The 26,054-nt window shown below is 58.0% G+C and carries 15 protein-coding genes; 7 read left to right on the forward strand and 8 right to left on the reverse strand.

From position 1 onward, the window contains the following. Positions 1–111 precede the first annotated feature (111 nt). The 6 genes from CKW38_RS06960 to CKW38_RS06985 are packed head-to-tail and all read left to right on the forward strand — an operon-like array spanning position 112 to position 6,831. Positions 112–837 carry an RDD family protein gene (locus CKW38_RS06960; protein WP_007912777.1) on the forward strand — a complete coding sequence of 242 codons (726 nt, stop codon included), beginning with the start codon at positions 112–114 and terminating at the stop codon, positions 835–837. Then, positions 834–1,811, forward strand: coding sequence for a stage II sporulation protein M (locus CKW38_RS06965; protein ID WP_007912778.1), 978 nt, complete (start codon positions 834–836; stop codon positions 1,809–1,811). Before CKW38_RS06960 ends, CKW38_RS06965 begins: the two co-directional genes overlap by 4 nt. Next, entirely contained in the window at positions 1,798–3,345 is a 1,548-nt protein-coding gene (locus tag CKW38_RS06970) for a DUF4129 domain-containing protein (protein WP_095112289.1), read from the forward strand. Before CKW38_RS06965 ends, CKW38_RS06970 begins: the two co-directional genes overlap by 14 nt. Continuing rightward, complete coding sequence (locus CKW38_RS06975; RefSeq protein ID WP_095112290.1) at positions 3,342–4,505, forward strand: DUF4350 domain-containing protein; 1,164 nt, start codon at positions 3,342–3,344, stop codon at positions 4,503–4,505. The genes CKW38_RS06970 and CKW38_RS06975 overlap by 4 nt, the downstream gene beginning before the upstream one ends. Next, positions 4,502–5,503, forward strand: coding sequence for a MoxR family ATPase (locus CKW38_RS06980; protein ID WP_007912781.1), 1,002 nt, complete (start codon positions 4,502–4,504; stop codon positions 5,501–5,503). The genes CKW38_RS06975 and CKW38_RS06980 overlap by 4 nt, the downstream gene beginning before the upstream one ends. Next, on the forward strand, positions 5,500–6,831 hold the full coding sequence (locus CKW38_RS06985) for a DUF58 domain-containing protein (RefSeq protein WP_007949646.1): 1,332 nt from the start codon (positions 5,500–5,502) through the stop codon (positions 6,829–6,831). Before CKW38_RS06980 ends, CKW38_RS06985 begins: the two co-directional genes overlap by 4 nt. On the opposite strand, the gene CKW38_RS06990 is transcribed toward CKW38_RS06985, so the two are convergent. From CKW38_RS06990 to CKW38_RS07020, 7 genes are all read right to left on the reverse strand, one after another. Then, a complete protein-coding gene (locus CKW38_RS06990; protein ID WP_095112291.1) occupies positions 6,832–10,917 on the reverse strand; it encodes an Ig-like domain-containing protein in 4,086 nt (1,361 codons plus the stop codon). Then, on the reverse strand, positions 10,868–14,974 hold the full coding sequence (locus tag CKW38_RS06995) for a neuraminidase-like domain-containing protein (RefSeq protein ID WP_095112292.1): 4,107 nt from the start codon (positions 14,972–14,974) through the stop codon (positions 10,868–10,870). The genes CKW38_RS06990 and CKW38_RS06995 overlap by 50 nt, the downstream gene beginning before the upstream one ends. Further along, positions 14,971–18,702 carry a Tc toxin subunit A gene (locus tag CKW38_RS07000; protein WP_095112293.1) on the reverse strand — a complete coding sequence of 1,244 codons (3,732 nt, stop codon included), beginning with the start codon at positions 18,700–18,702 and terminating at the stop codon, positions 14,971–14,973. The genes CKW38_RS06995 and CKW38_RS07000 overlap by 4 nt, the downstream gene beginning before the upstream one ends. A 144-nt stretch (positions 18,703–18,846) precedes the next feature. Beyond that, positions 18,847–21,579 carry a hypothetical protein gene (locus tag CKW38_RS07005; protein WP_095112294.1) on the reverse strand — a complete coding sequence of 911 codons (2,733 nt, stop codon included), beginning with the start codon at positions 21,577–21,579 and terminating at the stop codon, positions 18,847–18,849. A gap of 50 nt (positions 21,580–21,629) precedes the next feature. Then, positions 21,630–22,097, reverse strand: a complete 468-nt coding sequence (locus CKW38_RS07010) for a hypothetical protein (protein ID WP_095112295.1) — start codon at positions 22,095–22,097, stop codon at positions 21,630–21,632. Positions 22,098–22,456: 359 nt separating this feature from the next. Then, positions 22,457–22,813, reverse strand: coding sequence for a PilZ domain-containing protein (locus CKW38_RS07015; protein ID WP_007916241.1), 357 nt, complete (start codon positions 22,811–22,813; stop codon positions 22,457–22,459). Between the two features lie 229 nt (positions 22,814–23,042). Further along, the gene (locus CKW38_RS07020; protein WP_007916242.1) at positions 23,043–23,429 is read right to left on the reverse strand and encodes a tol-pal system YbgF family protein; all 387 of its coding nucleotides are present in this window, start codon (positions 23,427–23,429) and stop codon (positions 23,043–23,045) included. A gap of 170 nt (positions 23,430–23,599) precedes the next feature. Between CKW38_RS07020 and pyk the strand changes: the two genes are divergently transcribed. Continuing rightward, the gene (gene pyk / locus CKW38_RS07025) at positions 23,600–25,051 is read left to right on the forward strand and encodes a pyruvate kinase (RefSeq protein WP_007916243.1); all 1,452 of its coding nucleotides are present in this window, start codon (positions 23,600–23,602) and stop codon (positions 25,049–25,051) included. Positions 25,052–25,289: 238 nt separating this feature from the next. On the opposite strand, the gene CKW38_RS07030 is transcribed toward pyk, so the two are convergent. Next, positions 25,290–26,039: an enoyl-CoA hydratase-related protein gene (locus tag CKW38_RS07030; protein WP_007916244.1), complete on the reverse strand. Its 750-nt coding sequence runs from the start codon at positions 26,037–26,039 to the stop codon at positions 25,290–25,292. Positions 26,040–26,054 lie beyond the last annotated feature (15 nt).

Below are 26,054 nucleotides of genomic sequence, written 5' to 3' on the forward strand. Positions count from 1 at the left end.
TCAAACACTTCGCGCTTCACGATGTGCAATACATAGTTATGTCGTTTTCCCCCGAGAGGCTGCTAGCATCGGCCTCACTTGCACCCCGAACAGGCGAACATCAGGTAGCCCATGCTCGAGCCCACAGCACCGCCAAGGAAAGCACCGCTGGCCCCGCCGCTGGATACGCGGCATCAGGTCGAAACGCCGGAAGGCATCGACCTGCCATTGCGTCCCGCCGGGTTGATGGTGCGTGCCGTGGCCTTTGCGCTCGATCTGGTTATTCGCGGCGTGATCATGGGCGTGCTTTTCATTGCCCTGGCGTTTCTCGGCAAGCTCGGCATGGGTCTTGGTTCGCTGCTGCTGTTTGCAATCAGCTGGTGGTACATGGTGCTGTTCGAAGTGCTGCGTCAGGGCCGCTCGCCGGGTAAACAATGGATGGGGCTGCGCGTGGTGCACGACGACGGCACACCGATCGGCTGGTCGGCGTCGCTATTGCGAAACTTGCTGCGCTTTGTCGATCTGCTGCCTTTTGGCTACTTTCTCGGCACCCTCAGTTGCCTGCAACACCCGACCTTCAAACGCCTCGGTGACATGGCTGCCGGTACGCTGGTGATCTACAGTGAACGCCCGCTCAGCCGTCCACAATTGCCTGACGCCGAACCGCGGCGCTCACCCGTGCCACTCACCCTCAGCGAACAACGCGCCGTGCTTGGTTTCGCCGAGCGCCAAGGAGAGTTATCGCCAGCGCGGGTCAATGAACTGGCGGCCCTGCTCGCCCAGCCCCTGCATATTTCTGCGCCCAAAGCTGTCGCTGAACTCAACGGCATCGCTCGCGGCTTGTTGGGCCCGACATGAAGCAAAGCCTTTTCGAAAGTCGCCACAAGGACGAATGGGAGCGTTTTGCGCTGGCCCTCGAACGCCTTGAACGGGGCAAGGACACCTCACAAGTCGCCGGTTTCCCCAAGGCCTATCGCAGGCTTTGCCAGCATCTTGCGCTGGCACAGGAGCGCGGTTACAGCAGTTTTCTCATCGACTCATTGCAGCAACAGGTGTTACGCGGGCATCAACAGCTGTACCGCCACCGCAGCCGGCTCGGTGCCAATCTGCTGAGTTTCATTCTCGCTGACTTTCCACGTCTGGTGCGCGCCGAATGGCCCTTTGTACTGGTTGCCAGCCTGCTGTTCTTTGGCAGCCTGATTGGCGTCGGCATGCTGGTATATGTGTTTCCCGAGCTGGTCTACAACCTGATCCCCGCCGATCAGGTGCGTGAAATGCAAGGCATGTACGACCCGGTCGCCGGCCACCTCGGGCGCCCCGCCGAACGCGCGGCCAGCGAAGACTGGGTGATGTTCGGTTACTACGTGATGCACAACATCGGCATCGCCTTTCAGACCTTTGCCAGCGGTTTGCTGATGGGCGTGGGCAGTGCGTTCTTTCTGTTCTACAACGGCATGGTCATCGGCGCGGTGGCCGGGCACCTGAGCGAGATCGGTTTCGGCCAGACTTTCTGGTCATTCGTCATCGCCCACGGCGCCTTTGAACTCACGGCCATTGCCCTCGCTGGCGCGGCTGGCCTGGAACTCGGCTGGGCCTTGATCGCACCCGGACGGCTGACTCGCGGCGAAGCGCTGAAACGGGCCGCGCGCAAGAGCGTATTGCTGGTCTGCGGGGTGATGTTGTTCCTGCTGATTGCCGCGTTTATCGAAGCCTATTGGTCATCGAAAACCAGCGTCACGCCGCTGACCAAATATCTGGTCGGGGCCGGACTTTGGGCCTTGGTTGCGATCTATCTGTCGTTCGCCGGAAGGACCCGCCATGCGCCTGAGTGACGCCACCGTGGTGATCCGTCCGCGCACAACCTGGGAAGCCATGGACCTTGGTGTGCTGATGAGCCAGCAACATCGGCGTCTGCTGATGAGCAGTTGGGCGATCGTCACCCTGCCGCTGTTCACCTTGCTCAGCCTGTTGCTGTGGGATTCGCCATCACTGGCGGTGTTTATCTTCTGGTGGCTGAAACCGGCGTATGAACGCCTGCCGTTGTACATCCTGTCGAAAGCGCTGTTTGGCGAAACGCCGACGCTCAAACAAGCCTTGCGCGAATGGCCGCGCCTGCTCAGACCCCAACTGCTGGCCAGCCTGACCTGGCGCCGCTTGAGTTTCAGCCGCAGCTTTCTATTGCCGGTGCTGCAACTCGAAGGCCTCGACGGCAGCGCCCGGCAACAGCGCCTGCAGGTGCTGCTGCAACGCAACGCCGGCGCGGCGCAATGGCTGACCATCATCGGCGTGCATCTGGAAACCGCGTTGTGGATCGGCCTGATGGTGCTGTTCTACATGTTGCTGCCGCAGCAGATCGAAACGGATTGGGACTGGCAGTCACTGGTTCTCGCGGCGGACAACGAGTGGCGCTGGCTGGAACATCTGACCAATGTCTTCTATGCGCTGGTGCTCGTGGTGTGGGAACCGGTCTACGTCGCCTGCGGCTTCAGCCTTTATCTGAACCGGCGCACGCAACTGGAAGCATGGGACATCGAATTGGTATTCCGCCGCTTGCGTCAGCGTCTGAACAACGGTGTGTTGGGATTGCTGCTGGCAGTCTGTCTGATTGTGCCGAACGTGCCCACGGTTTGGGCCGCCGAGCCCGATGACGGTCCACAGACACCGCGGTTGTTGAATCAGCCGCTGACCAGTCAGGCATCGCGTGACAGCATCAAGGCACTGCTTGAGCAACCGCCGTTCAAGAACAAGGAATTCGTCACCCGCTATCGCTTCGGCGAGGACCCCGCAGAACCGGCCAAAGCGCAAACACCGGGTGAAGCGCCGCAGTGGCTGAAAAGCCTGTTGGGCTGGCTCGATGGGCAACACCTCAACGTGCTGGCGAAGCTCATTGAAGTGTTGCTGTGGGGGGCGGTCATCGCTGCAATCGGCTGGCTGATCTGGCGTTATCGCGATTTTCTCCAAGCCTTCGTCAGCCGCCGCCCGAGACTGCCGGCAAAGCCCAAACGTGCGGTGCCGCAACAAGCCTTTGGCCTGGACTTGAACCGCGACGCGTTGCCTGACGACATCGCCACCAGCGCCGAACAACTCTGGCAAAGCCAACCCCGCGCAGCACTGGGCCTGTTGTATCGAGGACTGCTCAGCCATCTGCTCCACGATTTCGACCTGACGCTGAAACCCGCCGACACCGAACTCCAGGTACTGGCGCACGTTGAACAATTGCAGCGTCCCGAGCTGCTCGCGTTCAGCCGCAACCTGACTACCCACTGGCAGAACATGGCCTACGGGCATCGCGTGCCGGCGGCGTCTCTGCAGCAGGAATTGTGCGATGGCTGGCGCGCCTTGTTCGGCCCCGGAGCCGCCCGTTGAGTCGCTGGACACTGTGGTGGGTCGCTGCGTTGATCGCCTTGCTGCTGGGCGCGCTGAGCGTTTTCCTCGTCCTCAAGGCCAAGCCTTATCAGGAAGCAGTCGATCACGGCCCCTCGCCCGCCGCGCAAGCCAATCCTTATCTGGCGGCCGAGCTGTTTTTGCGTGAGCGCGGCCTCAACGTCAGCCATGCCGAAAGCCTCGCGATGCTCCCCGATATCGATCCGCGCCGGCATACGCTTCTGCTGTTCAACGACCGCTCGCGAATGACGCCGCGGCAGGTCGATCAAGTGTTGAACTGGACGCGAGCCGGCGGACGTCTGGTGTTCGTCGCCGAATCGCTGTGGGATGAGCAAACCAGACAGAGCAACGACCTGTTGCTCGATCAGGTGCAACTGCATCAATCCCTGAGCAAGGATCTGAAAGACTTGCCCGCCGACGCTGAACCCGATCGCTTCCCGCAACTGACCAAACTCTATCTGGAAGACGAAGACGCACCGGCCTACGCTGGCTTCGACACCGACTTCCACCTCGACGACCCGAAGAATCTTGCGCAAGCCTGGGCCAACAGCGCCAAAGCCACGCACATGATGCAACTGCCCTACAGCCTGGGCACGATTACCGTGGTCACCGACGCCGATCTGTGGAAAACCGCAGCCATCGCCCAGTACGACAACGCCTGGCTGCTCTGGTATTTGAGCGCCGACACCGACGTCACGTTGATCTACAACACCGAGCATGATGGTCTGCTCACCTTGCTCTGGCGCTACTTCCCGCAAGCCATCGTCGCCCTGCTCGCATTGATCGGCCTGTGGCTCTGGCACGTCGGCGTACGCCACGGCCCACTGCAATTACCCGCCCCGAGTGGACGTCGGCAATTGCATGAACACCTGCGCGCCAGCGCCGATTTCCTGTTGCGCCACAACGGCCAGCAGGCGCTGCTGCAAGCACTGCAACAGGACGTGCTGCGCCGCGCCCGCCGCCGCCATCCAGGCTTTGACCAATTGAACGTTGCCGAACAATGGCTGGCGTTGTCGCGCCTGACCCGACAACCCACCCGCGCTATCAGCCAGGCCCTGAGCCCGGTGCCGAACCGGCGGGTTTCCAGCGCCGATTTCTGCCGCCAGGTCGCCCACCTGCAAACCCTGAGGAACACGCTATGACTGAACAGATCGAGCCCGGCAGCGCCAGCCACGCCGCCCAGCAACGCCAGCGTGCCAGCCAGTTGGCACAAGCGGTGCGCGGCGAATTGCAGAAAGCGCTGATTGGCCAGAACCAGGTAATCGACGACGTGCTGACGGCACTTATCGCCGGTGGTCACGTGTTGCTTGAAGGCGTGCCGGGGCTGGGCAAGACCCTGCTGGTGCGGGCATTGGCCCGCTGCTTCGGTGGCGAGTTTGCACGGATTCAATTCACCCCGGACCTGATGCCCAGCGACGTCACCGGCCACGCTGTGTACGACCTGCAAACCGAACAGTTCAAGCTGCGCAAAGGCCCGTTGTTCACCAACCTGTTGCTGGCCGACGAGATCAACCGCGCGCCGGCGAAAACCCAGGCCGCCTTGCTCGAAGCGATGCAGGAGCGTCAGGTCACACTCGAAGGTCGTGCCCTGCCCATCGCGCAACCGTTCATGGTCCTGGCCACGCAGAACCCGATCGAACAGGAAGGCACTTATCCCCTGCCGGAAGCCGAACTCGACCGGTTCATGCTCAAGGTACGCATGGACTACCCCGACGCTGATCAAGAGCTGAACATGGTGCGTCAGGTCTGCCGTTCGACCCGCGCTGACATGCTTGATGTGCAACCGCTACGCACGGTGTTGCAAGCCAAGGACGTGCAAGCCTTGCAGCGTATCGCCAGTGACCTGCCACTGGACGATCAGGTCCTCGATTACGCCGTACGTCTGGCGCGCGGCACGCGCACCTGGCCGGGGCTGACCCTTGGCGCCGGGCCGCGCGCGTCGATTGCCCTGGTGCGTTGCGCCCGCGCCCGCGCCTTGTTGCGTGGCGGTGAGTTTGTGATTCCCGACGACATCAAGGGCTGCGCGCTGGCCGTGCTGCGCCATCGTGTACGCATTGCCCCGGAGTTGGACATTGAAGGTTTGCAAGTAGATCAAGTGCTCCAGCAACTGCTCGACCAGATTCCGGCGCCGCGTCTGTGAAACCCTCGCGCCTGCTATTGATCTGGCTGGCCTTGCTGCTGACCATCGGTATTGTGCTGGGCACATTGCGCACACTGGAGATCGAAACTCCGGCGAGCCTGGTATCGATCAATTGGGGGTTGCTGCTGGCGCTGTTGGCTCTGGCGGCGCTGGATGCGCTACGCCTGCAACGTCTGCCGACACCGCGCATCACGCGACAGATGCCCGGCAGTCTGGCACTAGGCCGTTGGGGTGAAGTGCGTCTGGAAATCGAACATGACTTCAGCGAGCCGATACACATTGAACTGTTCGACCACCCGCCAGAAGGTTTGAGTTTCGAAAACCTGCCGCTGGCGATTGAATTGCAACCCGGCCAGCGCAGTCTGCTCGGCTATCGCCTGCGCCCGCTCCAACGCGGTCATTTCAGCTTTGCCCACTGCGAAGTCAACCTGCCCAGTCCCTTGGGATTATGGTCAGGCAAACGCTTGCTCAGGGTCAGCGATCAGACCCGCGTCTACCCCGACTTCGCCCGGCTCTACGGCGGTGAGCTGCTGGCCGTGGACAACTGGCTCAGCCAGCTCGGCGTACGCCAGCGGCAACGTCGCGGTCAGGGCCTGGAATTTCACCAACTGCGCGAGTTTCGTGAAGGCGACAGCCTGCGTCAGATCGACTGGAAAGCGACGGCCCGTCAACGCACACCGATTGCCCGGGAATATCAGGACGAGCGCGACCAGCAGATTATCTTCCTGCTCGATTGCGGCCGCCGCATGCGCAGCCAGGACGATGAGCTGTCGCACTTTGACCATGCGCTCAATGCCTGTCTGCTACTCAGTTATGTGGCGCTGCGTCAGGGCGATGCGGTGGGTTTGAGTACCTTCGCCTGCGATCAGCCACGCCATCTCGCGCCGGTCAAAGGCAGCGGGCAACTGAACGTGCTGCTCAACACGGTTTATGACCTCGACAGCACGCAGCGCCCCGCCGACTTTCAGGCCGCCGCCAATCAGTTGCTGAGCCGCCAGAAACGCCGGGCACTGGTGGTGCTGGTGACCAACCTGCGCGATGAGGACGATGAGGAACTGCTGAGTGCGGTCAAACGCCTGAGCGCACAGCATCGGGTGCTGGTCGCCAGTCTGCGCGAAGAAACGCTGGATACGTTACGTCAGACCACGGTGCAAACATTGCCCGAGGCGTTGGCTTACTGCGGCACGGTGAACTACATGAATGAGCGGGCAGAACTCCATGAGCGATTGAGCGCTCATGGCGTTCCGGTGTTGGATGTCCGGCCCGCGGAGTTGGGGGCCGAACTGGTGACGCTGTATCTGAGCTGGAAAAGAAGTGCGGCGCTTTGATCATCTCTCGATCTTGACGTGCACAGATCCGCTGCTCGAGGTCCCGTCAGGATTCTCGACTTTGACCTCAAGGGACACGGTTTCCGACAGATCCATCACCCTCCAAGCGGTTTCGTATTTACCGTTGCCATTCGTACTGGACTCAATGAATGGCCTCCCGTTAATGGAGACAAGTATTTTCCTTTCCCGTATCGCTTCTCCAGAAGCCTTGTCTACGATCAACGCAGTCATGGTTACCCAGTCGTTCACGAAAGCCGGATTCGGCGAGGCGACAACGGACTTCACAGTCGCTGGACGTTCATTGACAGTCAACCACAGCGCTTTCACGTCCCAGCCAGCCAAGCTGCCATTTACCGACGCCCACAACGAAGCCTCACCTGCTGCGCCCAAGACAACGCGCGCCGTTGCCATCCCATCGGCACCCGTCAGTGTTGCCGGTAAAGATGTGTTGTCGTACTCCCACATCACTTCGACATTGGCCAAAGGCTCGCCGGTATTGGCTGAAACCACCAAAGCCTGAGCTGAAATTTCTTGTCCCGGATAACCGGTCAAATCATCACTGACCAGCTCTTTGATCTCTCGCGGCTCGTGCAGGAAATACGGCAATGAAATCGATTCCGAATACTGCGCGTCCCCCACCGTCGCGGTCAGTTGCGCCGCTCCGGGAGTCTTGGGCACAAAGCGGATCCACGCCTCGCCGTAGAAGTTGGTGGTCGTCGTCACCTCGCCAAGATCCAGAGTGCGCCAGACAACATTCATCCCCGCCATCGGCCTGCCGCTGACAGCCGAAACAAGGGTGATCCGCTCGGACACAGCTTCGCCCCAGTACAGCGTCTGGCTAAGCCGCGAACGCTCGGCAATCTTCACCACTTGCGCGCCTTCACCCACCGATATTGCATTGACAGGTGACCATCGAGCCAGGCTTTCGCAGGCCAGAAACAAGCCGAAACTGCCGTTACGCTTGTCATCGACCATGAAGGAATCGGTGAATCCCGCCTCGCGGCTGAAGGTCCGTGGCAAACCGAGTACTGGTTGAGTAAAACGAATACCGAGTGCCTCAGGCCCGGTGCCGACCATGCCCAGCATCAACCTTTTACCGGACAAGAAGGTGTCTTCCGGAGCAGTTATATCGATTCTATGGGTCTGTTTACGCCGCGCAAAACCGGTGTCCTGGCCAAAAGGCTGCGCAGTCCCGTTGTCCATACTGAACTGCAATCGATCCCACGGATCGTCGGCCAGCGAACAGACCGCCATCGAACGTGTATCTGTAACATTGTCATACGGACTGCTGACAGACACCTCAACCGTCGCCGATCCGTCTGTGGTTGCCCAATGCGCAAAGCCTGCCCAGCCATCGTCAGCAGTCACATGTTCTTCAGAGTGACCATCAACCTTCCACTGCGTTGGTACTTGAACCATGGCTTCTTCCGAGAAGTCCGAACGGACCTTCGCCCACATCCATGCCGGGGCCTGACCCACGATAGGGAAAATGGCAGACTCACGCACGGTTTCAATGCTGAGTTTGTTGTGGCCCAAGTGCAGCGTGGTTGAATCGGTTCGGCCCCCAAGCTCCGCATTAAAATTAACTCTAAAACTTCCGGCAACCCGACTCGCCAAACAATTCAGTGTCCAAGTCATGCCACTTTCATCAATAACATTGCGGCTCATTGGAGGAGGGTCGAGGACGATGCCCAATTCTGATGCTGGAGTTCCGTTCCATTGCAAATCCATCGTAAGCCCCACAAGGGCACTCAGCGCATGGGTTCTAAAAATATACCGGTGTACGGCGCCCAGGCAGGGATACAGCGACTGACCTCGTTCGGGGCTCATTTGATCCAGAACAAGCGTGAACTCATCGTGAATATCCGGTGAAACCAAGCGGCCGAGCAACTCTCGATCTTCCAGTGAATCGGTCAACAACCGCAGTCCGAACATACTGCTGCGGCTCTTGGCGTATTCAGAACTCAGAGTCCAGATCAGCGGTTCATCTGCCCGCAACTCCCTGGGTTCGTCAAGCTCACTCACCACCAGCCCGATGCCTGGTTCGTCAATGCCCCATGCCAGCGTGATTTCCTGGCCGATAAGAGGACTGCCGGCGAGGGCAGTGACCTCCAGGGAATGGGTGAGACCTCGTTTGCAGGCAACCCCTAGATCTTGTTCGATCCGACCACGATCAAATGTGATGTTGACCTTGTCTTTCCAGGAACTCCTGGCAATCGCGGTCACGCTAAATTCGCACTCATGCGACTCGGCCGATTCATGCGCTCGGACCGCCGCGGTGATCGCGTGAATCCCGGGTTCTCTGGTGTAATACTTCAGGCTCCCCCAACCAGCGCTTCCCGTTTGGCTGCGGAAAATGCCTTTGTCGGTTTGCCACTCGATCTTCGCACCGATTACCGGCTCGCCGTCCCCCTGATCAGTAACATGCACCACTTGCAAGCGCAGGTACGCAACTCCGTTCTCATCCACTACCGGACTATTCTCGGCCTGGCGTACCTCTTTGATCTTGATCCTGTTGCGCGCCAGCGACATGCGCTTTCTGGGCGACGGCAACAACAGCTTCGAGCAGACCAGTGACAATTCGAACATCCCGTCGCGCCGGTCTTCACAACTCAGCCTCCACGAGGCAGTGCCCTCACCATCGATCGGCATGGGCACTGCCGTTTCCAGAGGCGGACTGACCACGACACCCAGTTGCTCATGCCTGTCACCGTGCCAGTGCAGATAGAAGTCGCTGCCTCGCAGAGGACTGTTGGCCGCCAGCATTACATCAATGGAATGGGTAGAACCCCGGTTCGGATAACTGTTATCAATCCAGTCCCTGATTTCGTTATTCTCACAGACAGTCATCTGTGCCCACGGATCCTCTCCCAGTACCCGCACGTCAAACGTCTGAGTCCACACACCCTGCTCGTAATAAAGGCTGACCACAGAGGCTTCAATAACGAAGTCCCCTGCTGCCTTCGCCTCATAACAGTAGTAGGCCCAACCTTGTTCATCAGTAACGGCCGCCGCCAACACCCCCCGCTCGGCGGTCGCCCAGTTCACCGTAAGCCCGGCAAATGGCTGGCCGGTGTAATACGACGCCACTTGCACCCCCAAACGGACACTTTGCTCAATCAATGGGTAGTAAGCGGCCTCGACCACCTCACGAAAAATCAGTCGATGATGCCCCAGCGATACAGGGATCTCGTAGGCCTGCGCGGTGTAACGGTTGCGCAAGCTCAGGGTGAATTCGTAGTCCTGATCATCGATCAGCGGGCAATCGAGCGTCCATGGCTCGTCCAGCAATTGCGGGGTGTCCCAGGCAGGCGTCGCGACAATCGCGCCCTGCGGGTTATTGTCGATGCTCAATGCGACCTGGGTGCCGTCCCAAGGGTTATCCGGCACAGGTACAAAACCGAGCATGTGGGGCGTGATCAATGCGTCGCTGCCAAAAGCTCCGCCGCTGCTGGCGCCCTGACACAGGTACATTTTGCGCAAGGGCAGGAACGAGATGCCGTCCAGCTCAATTTCCTGCAACTCAAGTGGCGCGAGTTTCAACTCGACTTTGACGCGTGTAACCCAGAGTTCGCCAAATGGACTCGAAGACTCTGTCGAGCTGTATATTTCGATGCGCAGTGGCTTTGAACTTGAGATGGGCGATGTCAGTTCTACCTCATGCAGGGTCGGACTGAATCGCCTCTCTGGCCCAGATCCGAAACCCTCGCGCTGTTGTGCCAGATCAGGTTTACCGACGGGTTCGAGTTCGATGCGGTAATGCTCCGCTTCTCCCTGAGAAATCTTCACCCAGCCTGATTGGCCGAAACTGCTTTCCCATAGAAAACTCAGCCAATAAGCACCATTGCCATCGGGATCTCTGGGAAGTGTGACGTCCTGAGTGACCCCCGCGCCCTTCGGCGCTTTGAGGTGCTTGACAGGCTTGTTTTCGTAATACGCTGAGCCTATGACAACTGTCCCCGTCCTTGCCCAACATTCGAACCTTTCTTCGAAATCACCGTTGCACACCAGGTTTTCATTCATCCGAACGACAGGATCACTCATGATTGCGCACTCCCTTGCCGGCCAGGCGTTCTTGCGCTGCATTGACCAACTCCTTCACCGAATCGGTAAACGACTGATCTCCGCACTTGGACGAATAGCGAATGCGCAAGATGCAATCGTTCATCGAGCGCAGCATGGCCTCCTGTCGCGGTTCTTTATGCCATGGCCATTTCAGCTCCCAGGTGGACACCACACCGGTATTTTCAAATGGATAGAGCAAACCTTCATCTGGCTTCACCGCCGTCATGCCGTTGTCGGCAATCCCCACAGACAGGGCTATCTGCTGGCCCGGACGCAAGTTGAACAGCAGATCGGAAGGGGCCACTACATCAGGATCAGGATTGTGCAAGTACTGCACTGACTGCACCGAAGCCCGGCTGGTGGTCATGCTGCCGATCTGCAGCAAGGTCGCGCGCACGTCCTCGAATGGGCCCGTCAACACTGCAAAGTCCATTTCCACCGAACTGATCTGCCGACAGTAATGTCCCGGATAATCCCGATCGAACAGCAATTGGGTGAGTTTGAACACCAGCGAGCCGGTCGCCAGCAATTGCGCCAATGCAGCCTCCCAACTACCGATGCCGAGCTGAGGGTCTATTGCATCGTTGAACAGGCGACGCAAGGAGATGGTTTTTACCACTTCAACTCGTCGCTCGGTGCGCTGCAGGTACTCATGCTCCATACGCAGCAGATACGCGCGCAGATGCTCGCCAGCGGTCAAACCGTGGCGTTGATCCTGCCAGACCTGCGGCAAGGGAATGTATGAATCGTAATCGCCGGTTTCGGCGCTCATCGCCGCTTGTGCGCTGAGGCACAGACTGACCACCGCGTCGTAAGCCTGATAGTGCAAAGCCTTGAGCTGGCCGAGCATCCAGCCGAACAATTCGGCATTGGTCGCGCGCTTTTTCAGATAGTTGTACATCGTCAACGCCTGAGCGTTAGCTCGCAGCGTTTGCGCGAGGTTGGTTCTGGCCGCATCAATCGCATGGCTCTGCGCGACGATCTGCGCATCGATGGCAGCGATTTCGGCCAGCGCCTGATCGCGTTGCAGCCCCCATTCATTGCGGCGACGGCGATAACCTTCGGTGGTGGCTTGCTTGTCGGCATCGATTTGCAGCATCGACGAAGCGATTTCCAGGCCAAAGCAGATGGCATCCGTAACTTTGTCGATCCGAAAACCACCGTTCGCCATACCGAAGATATTGGGTGCGGTCGCAAATGCCACGCCTACCGGTTTGAGGATTTTGGCAGCCAGCGCCAGCTCTTTGGACTGGTCCAGGTTTGCCATGACCTGATATTCGACAGCCGATACGTTTTCGTCATAGCGTGCTGCGTAAGCATCAGCCCGTTCCCGCGCCACTGCCCGGCTCTGCTCAAGCGCCGTCATGCTCGCTTCCAACTGAGCGATGGATTGCTCCTGTACGGTTTTGGCGTAGTTGCCCAACTCCACCAGATGGTTTTGCTGCAGCTCTTCCTGCTCGGCACGATCACGCCGCTCAAGCAGATTGAGTACCTGGCTGCCGTAATCCTGCAAGGCCTGCACCGCACGCAAGGCAACCTCGAAGATCACGCGCCAGCGAAACGCAATCACCACCAGCCGTCCGCCCATCGGTCTGGCGCCACCGACACCACCTGCAGCCAGAGCGCGCAGCAATTGGTTCGGGTCGGTCGGTGGGTTGAACAACGGCAGGAGCATGGGCTTGCCATCAATCGTCAGGTTGTTGCGCAAGTTGTTCATGCGGTCCTGCGGCTGGTTGAACCAAGTGAACAACTCATCATTGATGGGTGCCCTGAACGGCGGACACCCCAACATGCCCAGCATGGGAGCCCTATCGGAGCCGGCCGGAACATCTGCCAGGCTGTAATTCAATGTCTGCTCGAACGTTTCCAGTGCCGTACGCGTGCAACTTTGGGCCAAAAGGTCCTTCAGCGTCGCGGTCTGCCACAAGTTCACCGTTTGAGTCAGAGGCGGTTTGCCCATCAATGATCCCGCTTGCACATAGCAAAGCTTTGCCGCCACCAGACTTTCGCGGGTCAGTTGACGGTAATGCCAGTCCCCCCAGGCCATGAGGTTCTTCACATACTCGATGAACATCAGCAGCCTCAAATGCACAGGCGCTGAATATCCAATCGCGTCCGGGTCGGCGGGCGCCACGGCTTCACAGCCGACATTGCCCAGATCGTTGATCAACGGTCGGCAGCGCCAGTAATTCGGTTTCTCGGGTACCGTGCTGCTGTCGGCATTAGCCCGGGGATCGAAGACGAAATGCAACCACGTCTGTGCTTCGGCAAACCGCTCTTCATCACGCAAGCGTGTCGCGATCAAATGCGGCAAGTGGAAAAACAGCTCCCAGAAAAACAGCCCGTTGGCACCGTCGAAAGCGCCATTGCGTTCCTCGAAATCAACACCGGCAGGCGGCGGCTCTGACAGATGCTGGGAGTCCCAATTAATCAGAGTCGCTGGAGAGACAGTGGAGCGTGTGACCAACTCGGGACCGAACAGCGAATTGAGCCGAACGTATTGCATCGCCCAGCCAGCGCCCAGTTGAAAGTCGAGGAACTGGGCGGCATCCGTGGTGTTTTTCAGCAGCGTTGGCGCGAGGAAATCCGAGAGATCGACAATCTTCAGGTCAAACTGTTTACCGCCAAAGCCTTCAGTATCATTCTTTAGAGTGAACCTGACGTTTTTCCACGTCCCTTTTGGTCGAGTGAAGGTCTTCAAGAACGCCATTGTCCAATCGCCGGCGATTGCAACGTCACTTTTCACAGGTTCAGGGTCGTTAACAGTTGCAAGTTCCAACTGCAAGGTAAACGCAGTCTTCCCGATGCCTGGTAACCCTGTTGACCTGCAAAAGCCCTCAACCGTCAGCACGTCGTTGTCATTCACGCGCATGGCGAAGACGTTCAGTCCCAGAAAAGCGGCCATGGAGCCTGACGGCGACTCGCTGGATACCACCGTAACCTCAAGACCCAAGGGGTGCTGAACCGTCAAGGCAGAAACAAATCGATCCGTATTGGCCAGCTCAAGCCAGTTACCACTGTCCCCGGTAACGGGACGCATCAGCACATCGATGATCGCGATCTCTTTCAAGGCACCTGTGCCGGTTTTATCGTTGACCAGCAATACCCCCAGCTTGCCTTTGGGGATCTGAGGATCGACCCACACAGTTGCAATCAGCCGGGCACCTGCAGAGAGATCCTCATCAAACTCGCGATGGCGTAAATTCAAAGGCGCCGACCACTGGCCGTTCTGCCTCATGAAGGCCACATTGATATCCAGCTGATGCGGTACGAACCGGGATTTGTCGTCCTTATCGGGATCCGGAGGATCGGTTTTGATGATCTCGCCGACCTTGTCCCGCCACTCCGCCCAGACCAGACACAGGCGTCCGTTCCAGATCACCGGACGTATGTCCAGCACCCGCCCGGCGGGTTGAATGTCCACCGCTTTCCATTCACTCCACGCCGCCGGGTTGACGGCGCGGCAAGTGGGCGTTATCTCGATTTGCGCCTTGCGCCAGAAGTACTGGAACGGCGGCACCCGCTGACGCCCGACAAAATAATAATCGGCGCGCTCAGGGTTTGTGCCGTCCATGTAGCCACTGACGACATCCAGATCGCAGATCTGCTCGAAGGCTTGCAAGTAATCCTGCAGCGCCGCCTGAACCGAATCGGTGTTGAGACGGGCCTGGTTCAGATTGTTTTCAAGGGTCTTGAACAGATCCGTCTTGCGCTGACGCACAAACGGATTGATGTAGTTTTCCGGGTAGAGCGCGATCATCTGCACCGCAGCCCAGTCCGAGTAGTTGTTGTACAGCGCCCAGTTTTCCAACTGCTCTGGGGGAAATTCGTGGTTTTCGAAACCGGGCTCCATTTTGTTGTACACGGCACTGATGTATTGCTGCGCACAACTGATCGCTTCGGCCACCCCCGACGTCTGCACCCGAGCACTGTCCAGCGGGTCGATGCGTAGCAATTCGAACAGGTCCTCCGGGGTCCGCAAAGGCGGGTAACGCTCCGCCCTTACTTGCCCGATGCAATAATCAAGCAACGCGGTACGACGTTTTTCCTGCAACAGACCAATGTTGTTCGATGTCATGATCCTTGCTCCGTGGAAGAGGTTCCCGCGTCACTGTCAGAAGGCGGTGACGCTTGTTCTAGCGAGTGGCTGCGGCCTTGCGACACCCCAAACCTGATGGGTTCGAAGACAATCCCCTTCGCGCTTGCCAGGCTGCGTACACCGACTTCGAATTCCCCGCTGAAAGCGCTGGTGATATAAACCGTGGTTCTACCGTCCTGATCGGTGAAACCCTGTGCCGGGCGGATCGTTGGCCTTTTCTCGGGATCTGTTCCTTCTTCCCAGGCCCAGTCCACCAGCATGTTGGCCCCAGGATTTTCGTACTGATCCACCATCTTGGCGAAAAGTGTGATTGTCTTACCAAGCTCCACGACCTCCGTTGGCACCGGAGACATTTCCGATGTCGGGAAATTCATGCTTTCGGCGTCGGCAATGACGTTGATGCTCACTGCCCACTCAGGCTCGAGCAGGCTCATGGAAAAATAAAGACTGTCCGTGCCCAAGACTTTGCCCGGAACATACTCAGCCGTGAGGACTCCTTGGGTATCGGTGATACCCAAGCTGATGGTCCCTAGCTCGGAGTGCCAGTCAACCGCGACACCTTTCAACGCTGCGCCCCGGGCGTCAGTAAGCGTCATCGTAATGATCGCTTTCTCGTCTGGTTTACCAGCGAAGACTTCTGTAGGCGTTACGGTGCAAGTCATCCGGACCAACTGCTTCAGTTCGCCCGGTGCTTGCACGACCGGCACACGCGTCTGGGTCTGACTCAGCAAAGCCAGTTCAGCCGCCTGGGCGTAGGCCTCACTGGCATCGGTTGTCTCCGGCAAGGTACCGATCCGCAAAATGGTCCGCGCATCCATACCGGTCTGCATCGACAACTGATAAACGCGCATCAGCAGATCCAGTTGATCCAGGGTTTTCAACACTTGGGTTTCAGGATCGATATGGCGAACACATTCGCTGACTTCCTGCGCGCTCCAGGCAAAGAACTCAGCCAGTTTGATGGCCGCGGCCTGCTGCACCACGCGTAATGCATCGGCGCTGAGCATGGGAGGTAATGAATGGACCTGGCGCAGATAATCCAGCAACTTCTGCTCCGGCTGTTCGCTCAGACTGAACGCGCGAGTCAGCGTGGTCATTGCGTAAAGTATGCGCACCGAGAACACAAATTTTTCAGAGGGATCGATGATGGTGATTTGGTCGATCCACTTGGCGTATCCATAATCCAGATAGTCCCGGACCAATGCCGCACTCAAGCCCAGTGTCGAAACAACTTCAGCGCGCTGACGCACAACAGCCAGCAGCTCGAGTAACGGATCGGAAGGTTCGTCGCGCCTGCGCGCCCTCGCTGGCGATTCGAGGGCGGTGCGGTCATACACCTGGCGCAACAGTTGATATACCGAGGCATCGACCCAGTCCAACACCAGAATGGCCAATTCGCCCTCGATGCCGGCGTAGATTGCCAGCGACTCCCTGACCAGCGACACCTGCGCGTCTCTGGCCCGCAGAAGAACGGTGAGCATGATCTCGACCAAGACGCTGACCTGGGTTTCCTCAATCTCCAGGCCGTTCCTGACGGCCCATTCGAGTTTCTCGCGGGCAAAGGCCAAATAATCTTCCGGCGTTAGGTCAGTGGCCAGTATCAGGCCATTGACATCGACAACCGGCGCCAGCCCCTCACTGTCAATCGAGAGTAAATCCAGCCAGTCGCTTTCTCCGGCCGGTGGAATACCGGCCAGGAGAAAAGAATTACCGGACAACCGCGCGCTGGGCAGGAGGGCGCCGATCTTGTCGAAGAACTGCTGATCCTGCTGCGAGAACTCGCTTAAACGCAGTGGTGCACTCACGTGCTGCAACATCCACAGCACCGATATGTTGCTTTGCTCGCACCATTGCACACAGGCCTGCATGGCTTCGATCAGGCTCAGCACACCCGGCGTAGCGTCAGTGCGGCTGTCATCAACCGCCACGTCGACAATACGCGGCTTGCCTGCCAGCCCTTTGAGCCAGGTTTCTCCGCCCAGCACACGGAGCATCAACACGCCTTCGACCGGCGTGATATTCAACAGCCGGGGCAGTTTTACCAAACGGTAAAAACTGGAGATGACCGCCGAACTGCGCACCAGATCATCGGTAAGATCATGAGCCTGGGCTATCGCCAACGCCAGATAGTGGTAAGTCTGAAGATCAATGCCCAAACCACTGCATAGCTGGCTGACCGTCAGATTGTCTTGATCCGATGTCGGTATCAGCGCAAACGCTTTGTCGTCGAGTTTCAGCGGTTTGCGATAATTGTCCTGATTATTGAAGACCTGATCGAACTGCGACAGTGCATCACCGCGACCGTACAGTGACAGTTCATCGAGGAACACGGCGAAATCTGCTGCCGTGCAGTTGTAGCGTTCACGCAGTCGCTGAAACAGACCCAATGCATGGATCACGTTTACCGAAATCGCCCAAACCTCAGGTTTTTCGGCACCACGTGCTTCAGCCCTGATGGCTGCCGCCAACAAGGCGTCAGTCTGCTCAGGAGGCAGATTCAGCCATTTATCCAGGCGTAACTTGCGGTTGAGCCGATCAAATGTATTCAAGCCTTTTGGGTTATTGGGATTAACGAGTATCCGATGAAGATTAGTCCCTGACTGCGTGCTGATACCGATACCGGGGTGAGCGTTACCATTGATGTAAACCGAGCCGGATCGGCCGCCTTCCGGGACGTCGGGTTTACTGGGGTAATCCACATTGTCCGAACGCCGCGGCGCGTAGTCCCCAACCGAAAAAAGACTTGTAACCTCCTCGGCCACAAGATTTGTACGTTGAGCCAAATAAAATATCTGGTTGAGATTCATATACTCAACGTCTTCGGTGCCAAAGTTCTCCAGATAGAACTGATACATATCCTCGGAATTTTTGTATTCTTCAGTCACCAACTTCTGCTGGTACGGACCAAGCCGAGAGGCATGAGCCAAGGCAGCAGCGGCAAGACTGGTCAGGGACCCGGAGTGCAAGAAGTTGGGGAATTTCCCGTCAACAATGTTGGCAAAATCCCCCACTGATCGTCCGTTGAAACCCGCAACCCCATCAATCGTGTCCCAATGTTGGTAATACGGCAGACCGTTGGGATAGCGTGCGTTGATCAATGCCTGTTCAATTGGAACCTCCGTGTTCGTAGTGATGAACGCCTGTAGCACGCGTACGATCACGTCGACTGATGGCTCCGGCGCGTTCACCGTTTTACTGTCGACCGTCAACTTCATCAAATCCGTGCGACGTTCATGCAACGGCAGCTTGGTGCCGTCACCAACGGATTCGATCAAGTCGCGAATCAAGCGATACAGGAAGACGAGATACGCCGAAGGCCCGAACATGGACTCCAGAGAATCCGAAGGGCATTTGGCGCTCAACTGCAGATCGAATATTCGCTCCAGTTGCGGCCCGTCAAAGAGCGACATCAAACCGCTGGACGGTCCTGTCGACCCGGCTTTGTCCCACTGCGCGTGATGCTCAATAAACCGACGCCGCACATAGGTCGCCAGGCTGTTGGCCCGACGCAAAAAGCGCCGGGCCTCTTCCTGCTCAAGTCCGTACTCGCCGACCAGTACCGGAAGACCCTTTTCGACCAGAGGGAAAAACGATCCCCCCTGCTCAAGGTAACTCCAGAGCGTTGAAAGCCGGTTTTGCGCAGAAGACGTTTGCGCACCAAACAGTTGAATGAACAACTGCGCAGCGGGACGGAGTGAGTCAGCCATGGTCACTTTCCTTGAGTCGATAACCGGCCCGGGCCGCCTGACTGTGGTGTCAGGCGGACCCAGCGTTGCATAAGGATTTAGCGCTTGAACGCAGTCGCTGCCAACTGTCAGAAATGACAGGTTTTATGACCGCTCATCGGAAATTTACAACCGGGTTTTATCCGTCGGCACTGATTCGATTTCAAACCGCTCACTGACGACCCAGTCAGAACCCATCGGATCGCTGTCGCTCGGCTGCAGCTTGAAACGACACCAGTTGCCGCCCAACGGTAGCGTTTGGTCAGACAGGCCTTGCCAGTCAGGGTCGACCTGAATCGACGCTAGCCATGTCTTGTCCGGGTTGAACGGATCGACCAGAACACCGACGCCTTGACGGCCCTTGCCGGCAAACAGCACCGGGTTGCTGACCCAGCGTCCCGGTTCTGGGATCTCAACGGTGGGCAGATAAGTTGCCAGCTGAAGCGTGCGTTTCGCGCTATCGGATACAAACCCTTCGCAAGCCGCCACAGCGTCCAGCTCATGATTGCCCTCGTCTTGACCGGGCTCCAGCGTTACCGACCACGTCCGGTTTTCCCGCACCTCGGCGCTGGCCTGGTCGCTACCCAGCGTCACGGTCACGGTATCGCCGGGCGTCGCGAAACCCGAGACCACGACCCGTCGGCCGACATGGTCATCGGCAGTCGGGGTTTCGATAAACGGAGCCGCCGGCACAACCTTGTAACGCAAACGCTCATTGGCCTGAGAGCGCTGCGCAATGCCATTGTGGACGAAGGTTTGAAAAGCCCAGATGGTCGTGTTGCCCACCGGCAAACTCACTTCGGCATCCCAGTTGCCTGACGCGTTCACCTCAATATCCGTCAGCAATGGCTCAGTAGCGCCTTCCAGCCAGACCTCCACCTGCGCGGTAGCTCTGCCGGTGCCAGCAATTTTCGAAGTGCGCGGCGCTCTCCCGCCAGGGATCGGCATCGTGAATCGAGGCGGCGGCACCACCACCTTGAGCCTGTGCTCAGCACTGTTTGCCGAATCTCGCCCGTTGAGCGTCTGCTGCGCATGGAGGAAATATTCCCTCAGGTCCAGACCGAGCAACTGGATAGACCATTTGCCCTCCTCAAGCAATTCGAGCGGATCACCCAGCGTTCCTCCCATCAGGCTGTCATGTAATTGCATCACCGCGCCCTGCATGCCGTTATCACCTTCAATGGTGACGTCGAACCCCACTTCCGAGCCGGATCCCGGCGCGACAATGAGCGGTTGCAACATGACTCTGTGGACAGTGAAGGTTTTCGAGGTCGGTTTTGAAAGGAGATCGAGGATTGTTTGCGTGACCTCCGCAGCATGTTCGATATTTGCCTCGAACGGGGTTGGTCGCTGAAATGTCCAGGTGGATCCCGTCACGGTCGCCACATGCGTCTCGGTATCGTCGCTGAACCTGATGCTCACCGTGGCGCCCGACAAGCAAGTGCCGCGAAATACCGGCTCCAGCCCCTCTTCGCCAAGATCATCCACGCCTGGCGCCAACGGTGGAATCGTGACGTACACGATGAAAGGATGTTGCGAGGGATGGTCTCCCAGATGCTGTGTAATGCGCACTTCCCGCTTGTTGGTTGGCCCCCAATCCACCAATGCAGACGTCGACCATTGGCCGTTCACGACCACTACACTCCGTGCAGCCTCGTTTGTATCGGGAAACCTGAGCGAGACGGTGGCACCTGTATAACCTTTGCCGCTGAAGACCGGTAGATACTCCTCGGTGTAGCTCGCCTCGGTGATATCCGGCATGTCGTTGTGAACTTCGAATTCAACAGGCTCTGATTCGATCCAGCCACTGGCGTTGTCGGCGATTTTTTGAATCACCTTCATCTTGTAGCTGCCCAGAGACCAGACAACGGGGGCCGTTTCCCAATAGCCCTGGGCATTGACGCGGACGTTGGGCGGCAAAGGCAGCGAGCCGTCGCTGGCAGAGAACTGGATTTCGGTCGAGAGGTTTTGATCGAAATGGCCGGAGCCGGAGAACTTCAAGCTTGTATCAGGAAGAAGGGTGACGTCAGGCTCTGCCAGTTTGGGAGGGCGGATTCGGAAAGAGCGGGGGGCGCTTCTCTTGGACGGTACGCCGCCAAAGGTTTGCATCGCGACAAGCGAGACGGGGCCTGGCTCGACAATGACTGGAGCAAACCAGTTGGCAGCGGATACTGCATCTTCCCCCACTTGAATGGTCGATAGATCCTTGAAAATCTGCATGACTGAGCCGGGCCAGCCCTGCGTGCCACCGATCGAGAAAGAGCAATTCTGTAAAGGCTCAACCGGGCTGGTGATGACGGGCGTCGATCTGCTCGTGACATTGATCGTTGCAGATGGGGGCGAAGGAAAATCGCCGATGATTTGCGTGGCAAAGTAAGACGCGCTGTTACCTGATAGCGTCAAGCGCTTTTCCCACGTCCCATCGGGTTGAATGTCAGCATTGCCCAAGACCCCGCCAGTCGATGCGTTATGCACCCTCACCGTCCCCACGCCATACTCGCCACCGGCTCCTCGTATGGAGAATTGTTCGTCGACTTCCTCTCCGGAAACGGGAGAGATGATCGTCACTGGTGTGACGCGTAGATTCACCGTCACCTTCACGCCACCAACCGGCTGGAGCTCAAGCCTGTATTGATCGGGTCGGAACACGCCCTTTATCACAGTGTCCCAGCGCCCATTTTTTGGCGTAATCGTTTCGGCAGCGACCTCGTCATTTCCACTGAACATACGCAAAACGATAGGGAAGTTAACATCTGAATTACCGGCAACGACAATATCGCCATTTCTCACATAGGCATTATTCACCGGAGTTGTAATCGAAGTAATCAGCACTCCCTCTGACTCGCCTTCAGTAATCATCTGCAGCCTCCCTGTTGTTTAAGACTTTACATAAAAAAGCCAAACATCATTCAAATACTAAAGTCCACCCAAATTTCATTGGAGCCCACTGGATCAGACCCCCCTTTATCGAAGATGTATCTGATAAAGACTCGAGCACGTCCGTTGGCAGCAATCCATCCACCGCGAGGATAGCTATGCCACTCGCCGTCCTGCCACATGGCATCAGGGGAGTCGTTGCCCCACCATTGACTAGAGTCGAAACTAAAATGCAAGTTTGCTTTGTTGCCTCCTTGATTAACCAACTGGGTAATACGATATTGTGAGGAATAGCAATAAAACAAACCTCCACCATGTTTCCACCAATAGCTAAAAGTCAGATCACCTATAAAGTTACCCACACTGACGCGCAGTGTTTTGGTGACTGTCTGAGCACTATCGATCGACTTGAACTCCTCCTCTGAAATCGACTGAGTAGCGCTGACGTCCTCAAGACCGTCCGGATTTGAAGTTGTCAGTTTTTTTCTCTTGTCACTCATAAAAACCTCCGCACTTTGCTGAGCTGATTTGTTCCTGTTGCAAAAACATTGAACGCTCAGCCTGTGCAAGTGCACACCTGTAAGATCTGACAGTCCCGACGAACGGTATTTTTTCCAGCGAATAAACCGACTTGTTTCGGTCGGATAACCCCTGATCAGTTGTCGATCAACTGACTGATCGGAAACTGTTTCTGAGAGAGAAGGCTGAATAACGAGCGGGCGCAATTGATGCAACCCGACCGTTAATAAGCGCGTGCCAGTGAAGATGCTTTCGCGGACAAACCCGCTCTCACAGGATGCAGGTGCACCGGATCCAGTGTGGGAGTGAACCTGCTCGCAAAGCTTTTAGCGGTTTTGAATCAGGCAGAAGCCGGCAACGGCTGAAAACTGAAATAGCGCTGCAACGCCTGCACCAGCTGCCCAAATTCCGGCGGCGCGCGTTGCAGGACGAAGCCGGCGTCGTAGTGCAGCGGGGTGGCGTCTTCGTGACACCACACGCAACAAGCCGTGAGGTCGATTACCTGCTGACAGCCATCGCTGGCGGGGATTTTCAGGCGTAACTGAAAATCCACACCGACCATCATGGGCAGTTGGCTGATGAGCATCAGCCCGTCTTCGGAGAGGTTGCCGAGAAAACCGATGGGCTTGTCGGTGACGCTGTTGAACACTCTGAGGAAATACGGCAACTGATGCCGTTCGATCCGTTCGGTAAACATGCGCAGTTCGCCATGCAAGGCTCCATCACAGAGCCGCACCTTTGCTTCGGAACGAGCCGGATTCGCCGGCCGCTCTCCCCGCTTCCGGTGTAACGGTCGCTACGTCGCCGTCACCTTACAACTGCCAGTCGCGGGTGTTGCTCCGGATTCAGGAACCTGACGCTGAATCCGGGTTATTCGACTATAGCTCAGCTTGTACACACAGCCAGATTTTGTATGACAACTGTCATCAGAAACGGGTCGGTCGCACCACGGCAGCGGCACTGCGCGTCGGGTAGTGGCCCAGGCTCTGCAAGGTTTCCAGACGGGCACGGGCGCGGTAGGCGTATTCGCTGTTCGGGTACGAGGCGATGATGAACTGGTAGGTCTGCGCCGCGTCGACAAACATTTTCTGCCGTTCCAGGCACTGGCCGCGCATCATCGACACTTCCGGCCACACGTACGGACGGGCGCGGCTGGCGCGTTCGACCTTGGACAGTTCGAGCATGACCTGCTCGCAATTGCCACGGTCATAGGCGCTGTAGGCGTTGTTCAAATGATGGTTCATCGACCAACGGGTGCAGCCCGAAACGGCGAGGACGCTGAGGGCAAGGGCGGCAATGGGTACGAATCGCATGAAGGTTCTCCTGTCTTGTGCTCTGTATCGACCCTTGCCGAGAAATCTTCAGAAGTGTTTGCGCCAGTTGTCGAGTTCAATAAAGAAAACATTAAGTAGTGCAAACGAACAATGACTACACCCCAAGAGCATAGTAGCCTTCGCTAGCGCTTGAACTCAGGAGTCTTTGCATGTCCGTCCGTCGTACCAAAATCGTCGCTACCCTTGGCCCGGCCAGTAACTCGCCGGAAGTTCTCGAACAGCTGATTCTGGCTGGTCTGGACGTTGCCCGTCTGAACTTCTCCCACGGCACCCCCGACGAGCACAAGGCTCGCGCGAAGCTGGTGCGTGACCTCGCAGCCAAGCACGGTCGCTTCGTCGCCCTGCTCGGTGACCTGCAAGGCCCGAAAATCCGTATCGCCAAATTCGCCAACAAAAAGATCGAGCTGAAGATCGGTGACCAGTTCACCTTCTCCACCAGCCATCCGTTGACCGAAGGCAACCAGCAAGTGGTCGGCATCGACTACCCGGATCTGGTCAAAGACTGCGGCGTGGGCGACGAGCTGCTGCTCGACGACGGCCGCGTGGTGATGCGCGTTGATACCGCCACCGCCACTGAACTGCATTGCACCGTGACCATCGGCGGCCCGCTGTCCGACCACAAAGGCATCAACCGTCGCGGTGGCGGTCTGACTGCACCGGCCCTGACGGAAAAAGACAAGGCCGACATCAAGCTCGCCGCTGAAATGGAAGTCGACTACCTCGCGGTGTCCTTCCCGCGTGACGCTGCCGACATGGAATACGCCCGTCAACTGCGCGACGAAGCCGGCGGCACCGCCTGGCTGGTGGCGAAGATCGAACGTGCCGAAGCCGTGGCCGACGACGAAACCCTCGACGGCCTGATCAAGGCGTCCGACGCGGTGATGGTTGCCCGTGGTGACTTGGGTGTGGAAATCGGCGACGCCGAACTGGTGGGCATTCAGAAGAAAATCATTCTGCACGCACGCCGCCACAACAAGGCTGTGATCGTCGCGACCCAGATGATGGAGTCGATGATCCAGAACCCGATGCCGACCCGCGCCGAAGTGTCCGACGTGGCCAACGCCGTGCTCGACTACACCGACGCCGTGATGCTCTCGGCCGAATCCGCCGCTGGCCAGTACCCGCTGGAAGCTGTGCAGGCAATGGCGCGCATCTGCGTCGGCGCTGAAAAGCATCCGACCGGTAAAACCTCCAGCCACCGCATCGGCAAGGAATTCACCCGCTGCGACGAAAGCATCGCACTGGCGACCATGTACACCGCCAACCACTTCCCGGGCGTCAAAGCGATCATCGCGCTGACCGAAAGTGGCTACACCCCGCTGATCATGTCGCGTATCCGCTCTTCGGTGCCGATCTATGCGTTCTCGCCGCACCGTGAAACACAGGCGCGCGCAGCGATGTTCCGTGGCGTGTATACCGTACCGTTCGACCCGGCTTCGCTGGAACCGCACGAAGTCAGCCAAAAGGCGATCGACGAGTTGGTCAAGCGCGGCGTTGTGGAAAAAGGCGACTGGGTCATCCTGACCAAAGGCGACAGCTACCACACCACCGGCGGCACCAACGGCATGAAGATCCTGCACGTGGGCGACCCGCAGGTCTGAGTGACACGCTGAAAAACCAAAGCCCCGGCATGTGAGTGCCGGGGCTTTTTGTTGTCTGCGTTGAATCGAAAGCCCCTCACCCTAGCCTCTCCCAGAGGGATAAGGAACCGATTGAGGGATATTGCAGAATTGCACCGACCTGTTATCTCTGCGCTGAATCCGACCGGTTCTTTCAAGTCGATGTATAACGCATTACACCTCGGTCGGCTCCCTCTCCCTCTGAGTGAGGGCTGGCTTTTCAATGTCGTTTGATAAATCCGGTCAACGCCGCCAACGCTTCCGGCGAGCGCAGTCTTTGAGTGAACAATGCGCCCTCCTCCTCGATCACCTTACGAATCAACTCGCGATCCGGCGCCTTCATCAATTGCTTGCTGATACGCACCGCCTCAGCCGGCAGTTCGTCGAAACGCAACGCCACCTCCCGTGCCTTGCGCAACGCCGCATCGCCACTGCCCAATGCTTCGGTGGCAATGCCCCACGCCGCTGCCTGTTCACCGGTAAAGCCTTCGCCCAATAACAAAAGCTCTGCTGCTTTGGCCTGGCCGAGCAGACGCGGCAGAATCAGGCTGGAGCCGAATTCCGGACACAATCCAAGATTGACGAACGGCATGCGCAACCGCGCATCGCGGCTGACGTAGACCAAATCGCAATGCAATAACAGCGTGGTGCCGATGCCCACCGCCGCGCCGGCCACAGCCGCTATCACCGGTTTACGGCACTCGAGCAAATTGAGCATGAAGTGAAACACCGGACTGTCGAGGTCGCTCGGCGGTTGCTGGACAAAGTCGGCGATGTCGTTACCGGCGGTGAAGCACTCGGCACTGCCGGTGATCAGCACGGCGTTGATTTCAGGGTCGCCATCGGCCTGCTTCAGCGCCTCGGCGAGACGGCTGTACATGGCGCGGGTCAGAGCGTTTTTCTTGTCCGGGCGGTTGAGGCGCAGGGTCAGCAAACCGCGTTCGCGTTCCAGCAGGATGGCATCAGTCATGGCGTGTCTCGCGTC

The organism is Pseudomonas sp. Irchel 3H7 (assembly GCF_900187605.1).
In the GTDB taxonomy this organism is placed as follows: domain Bacteria; phylum Pseudomonadota; class Gammaproteobacteria; order Pseudomonadales; family Pseudomonadaceae; genus Aquipseudomonas.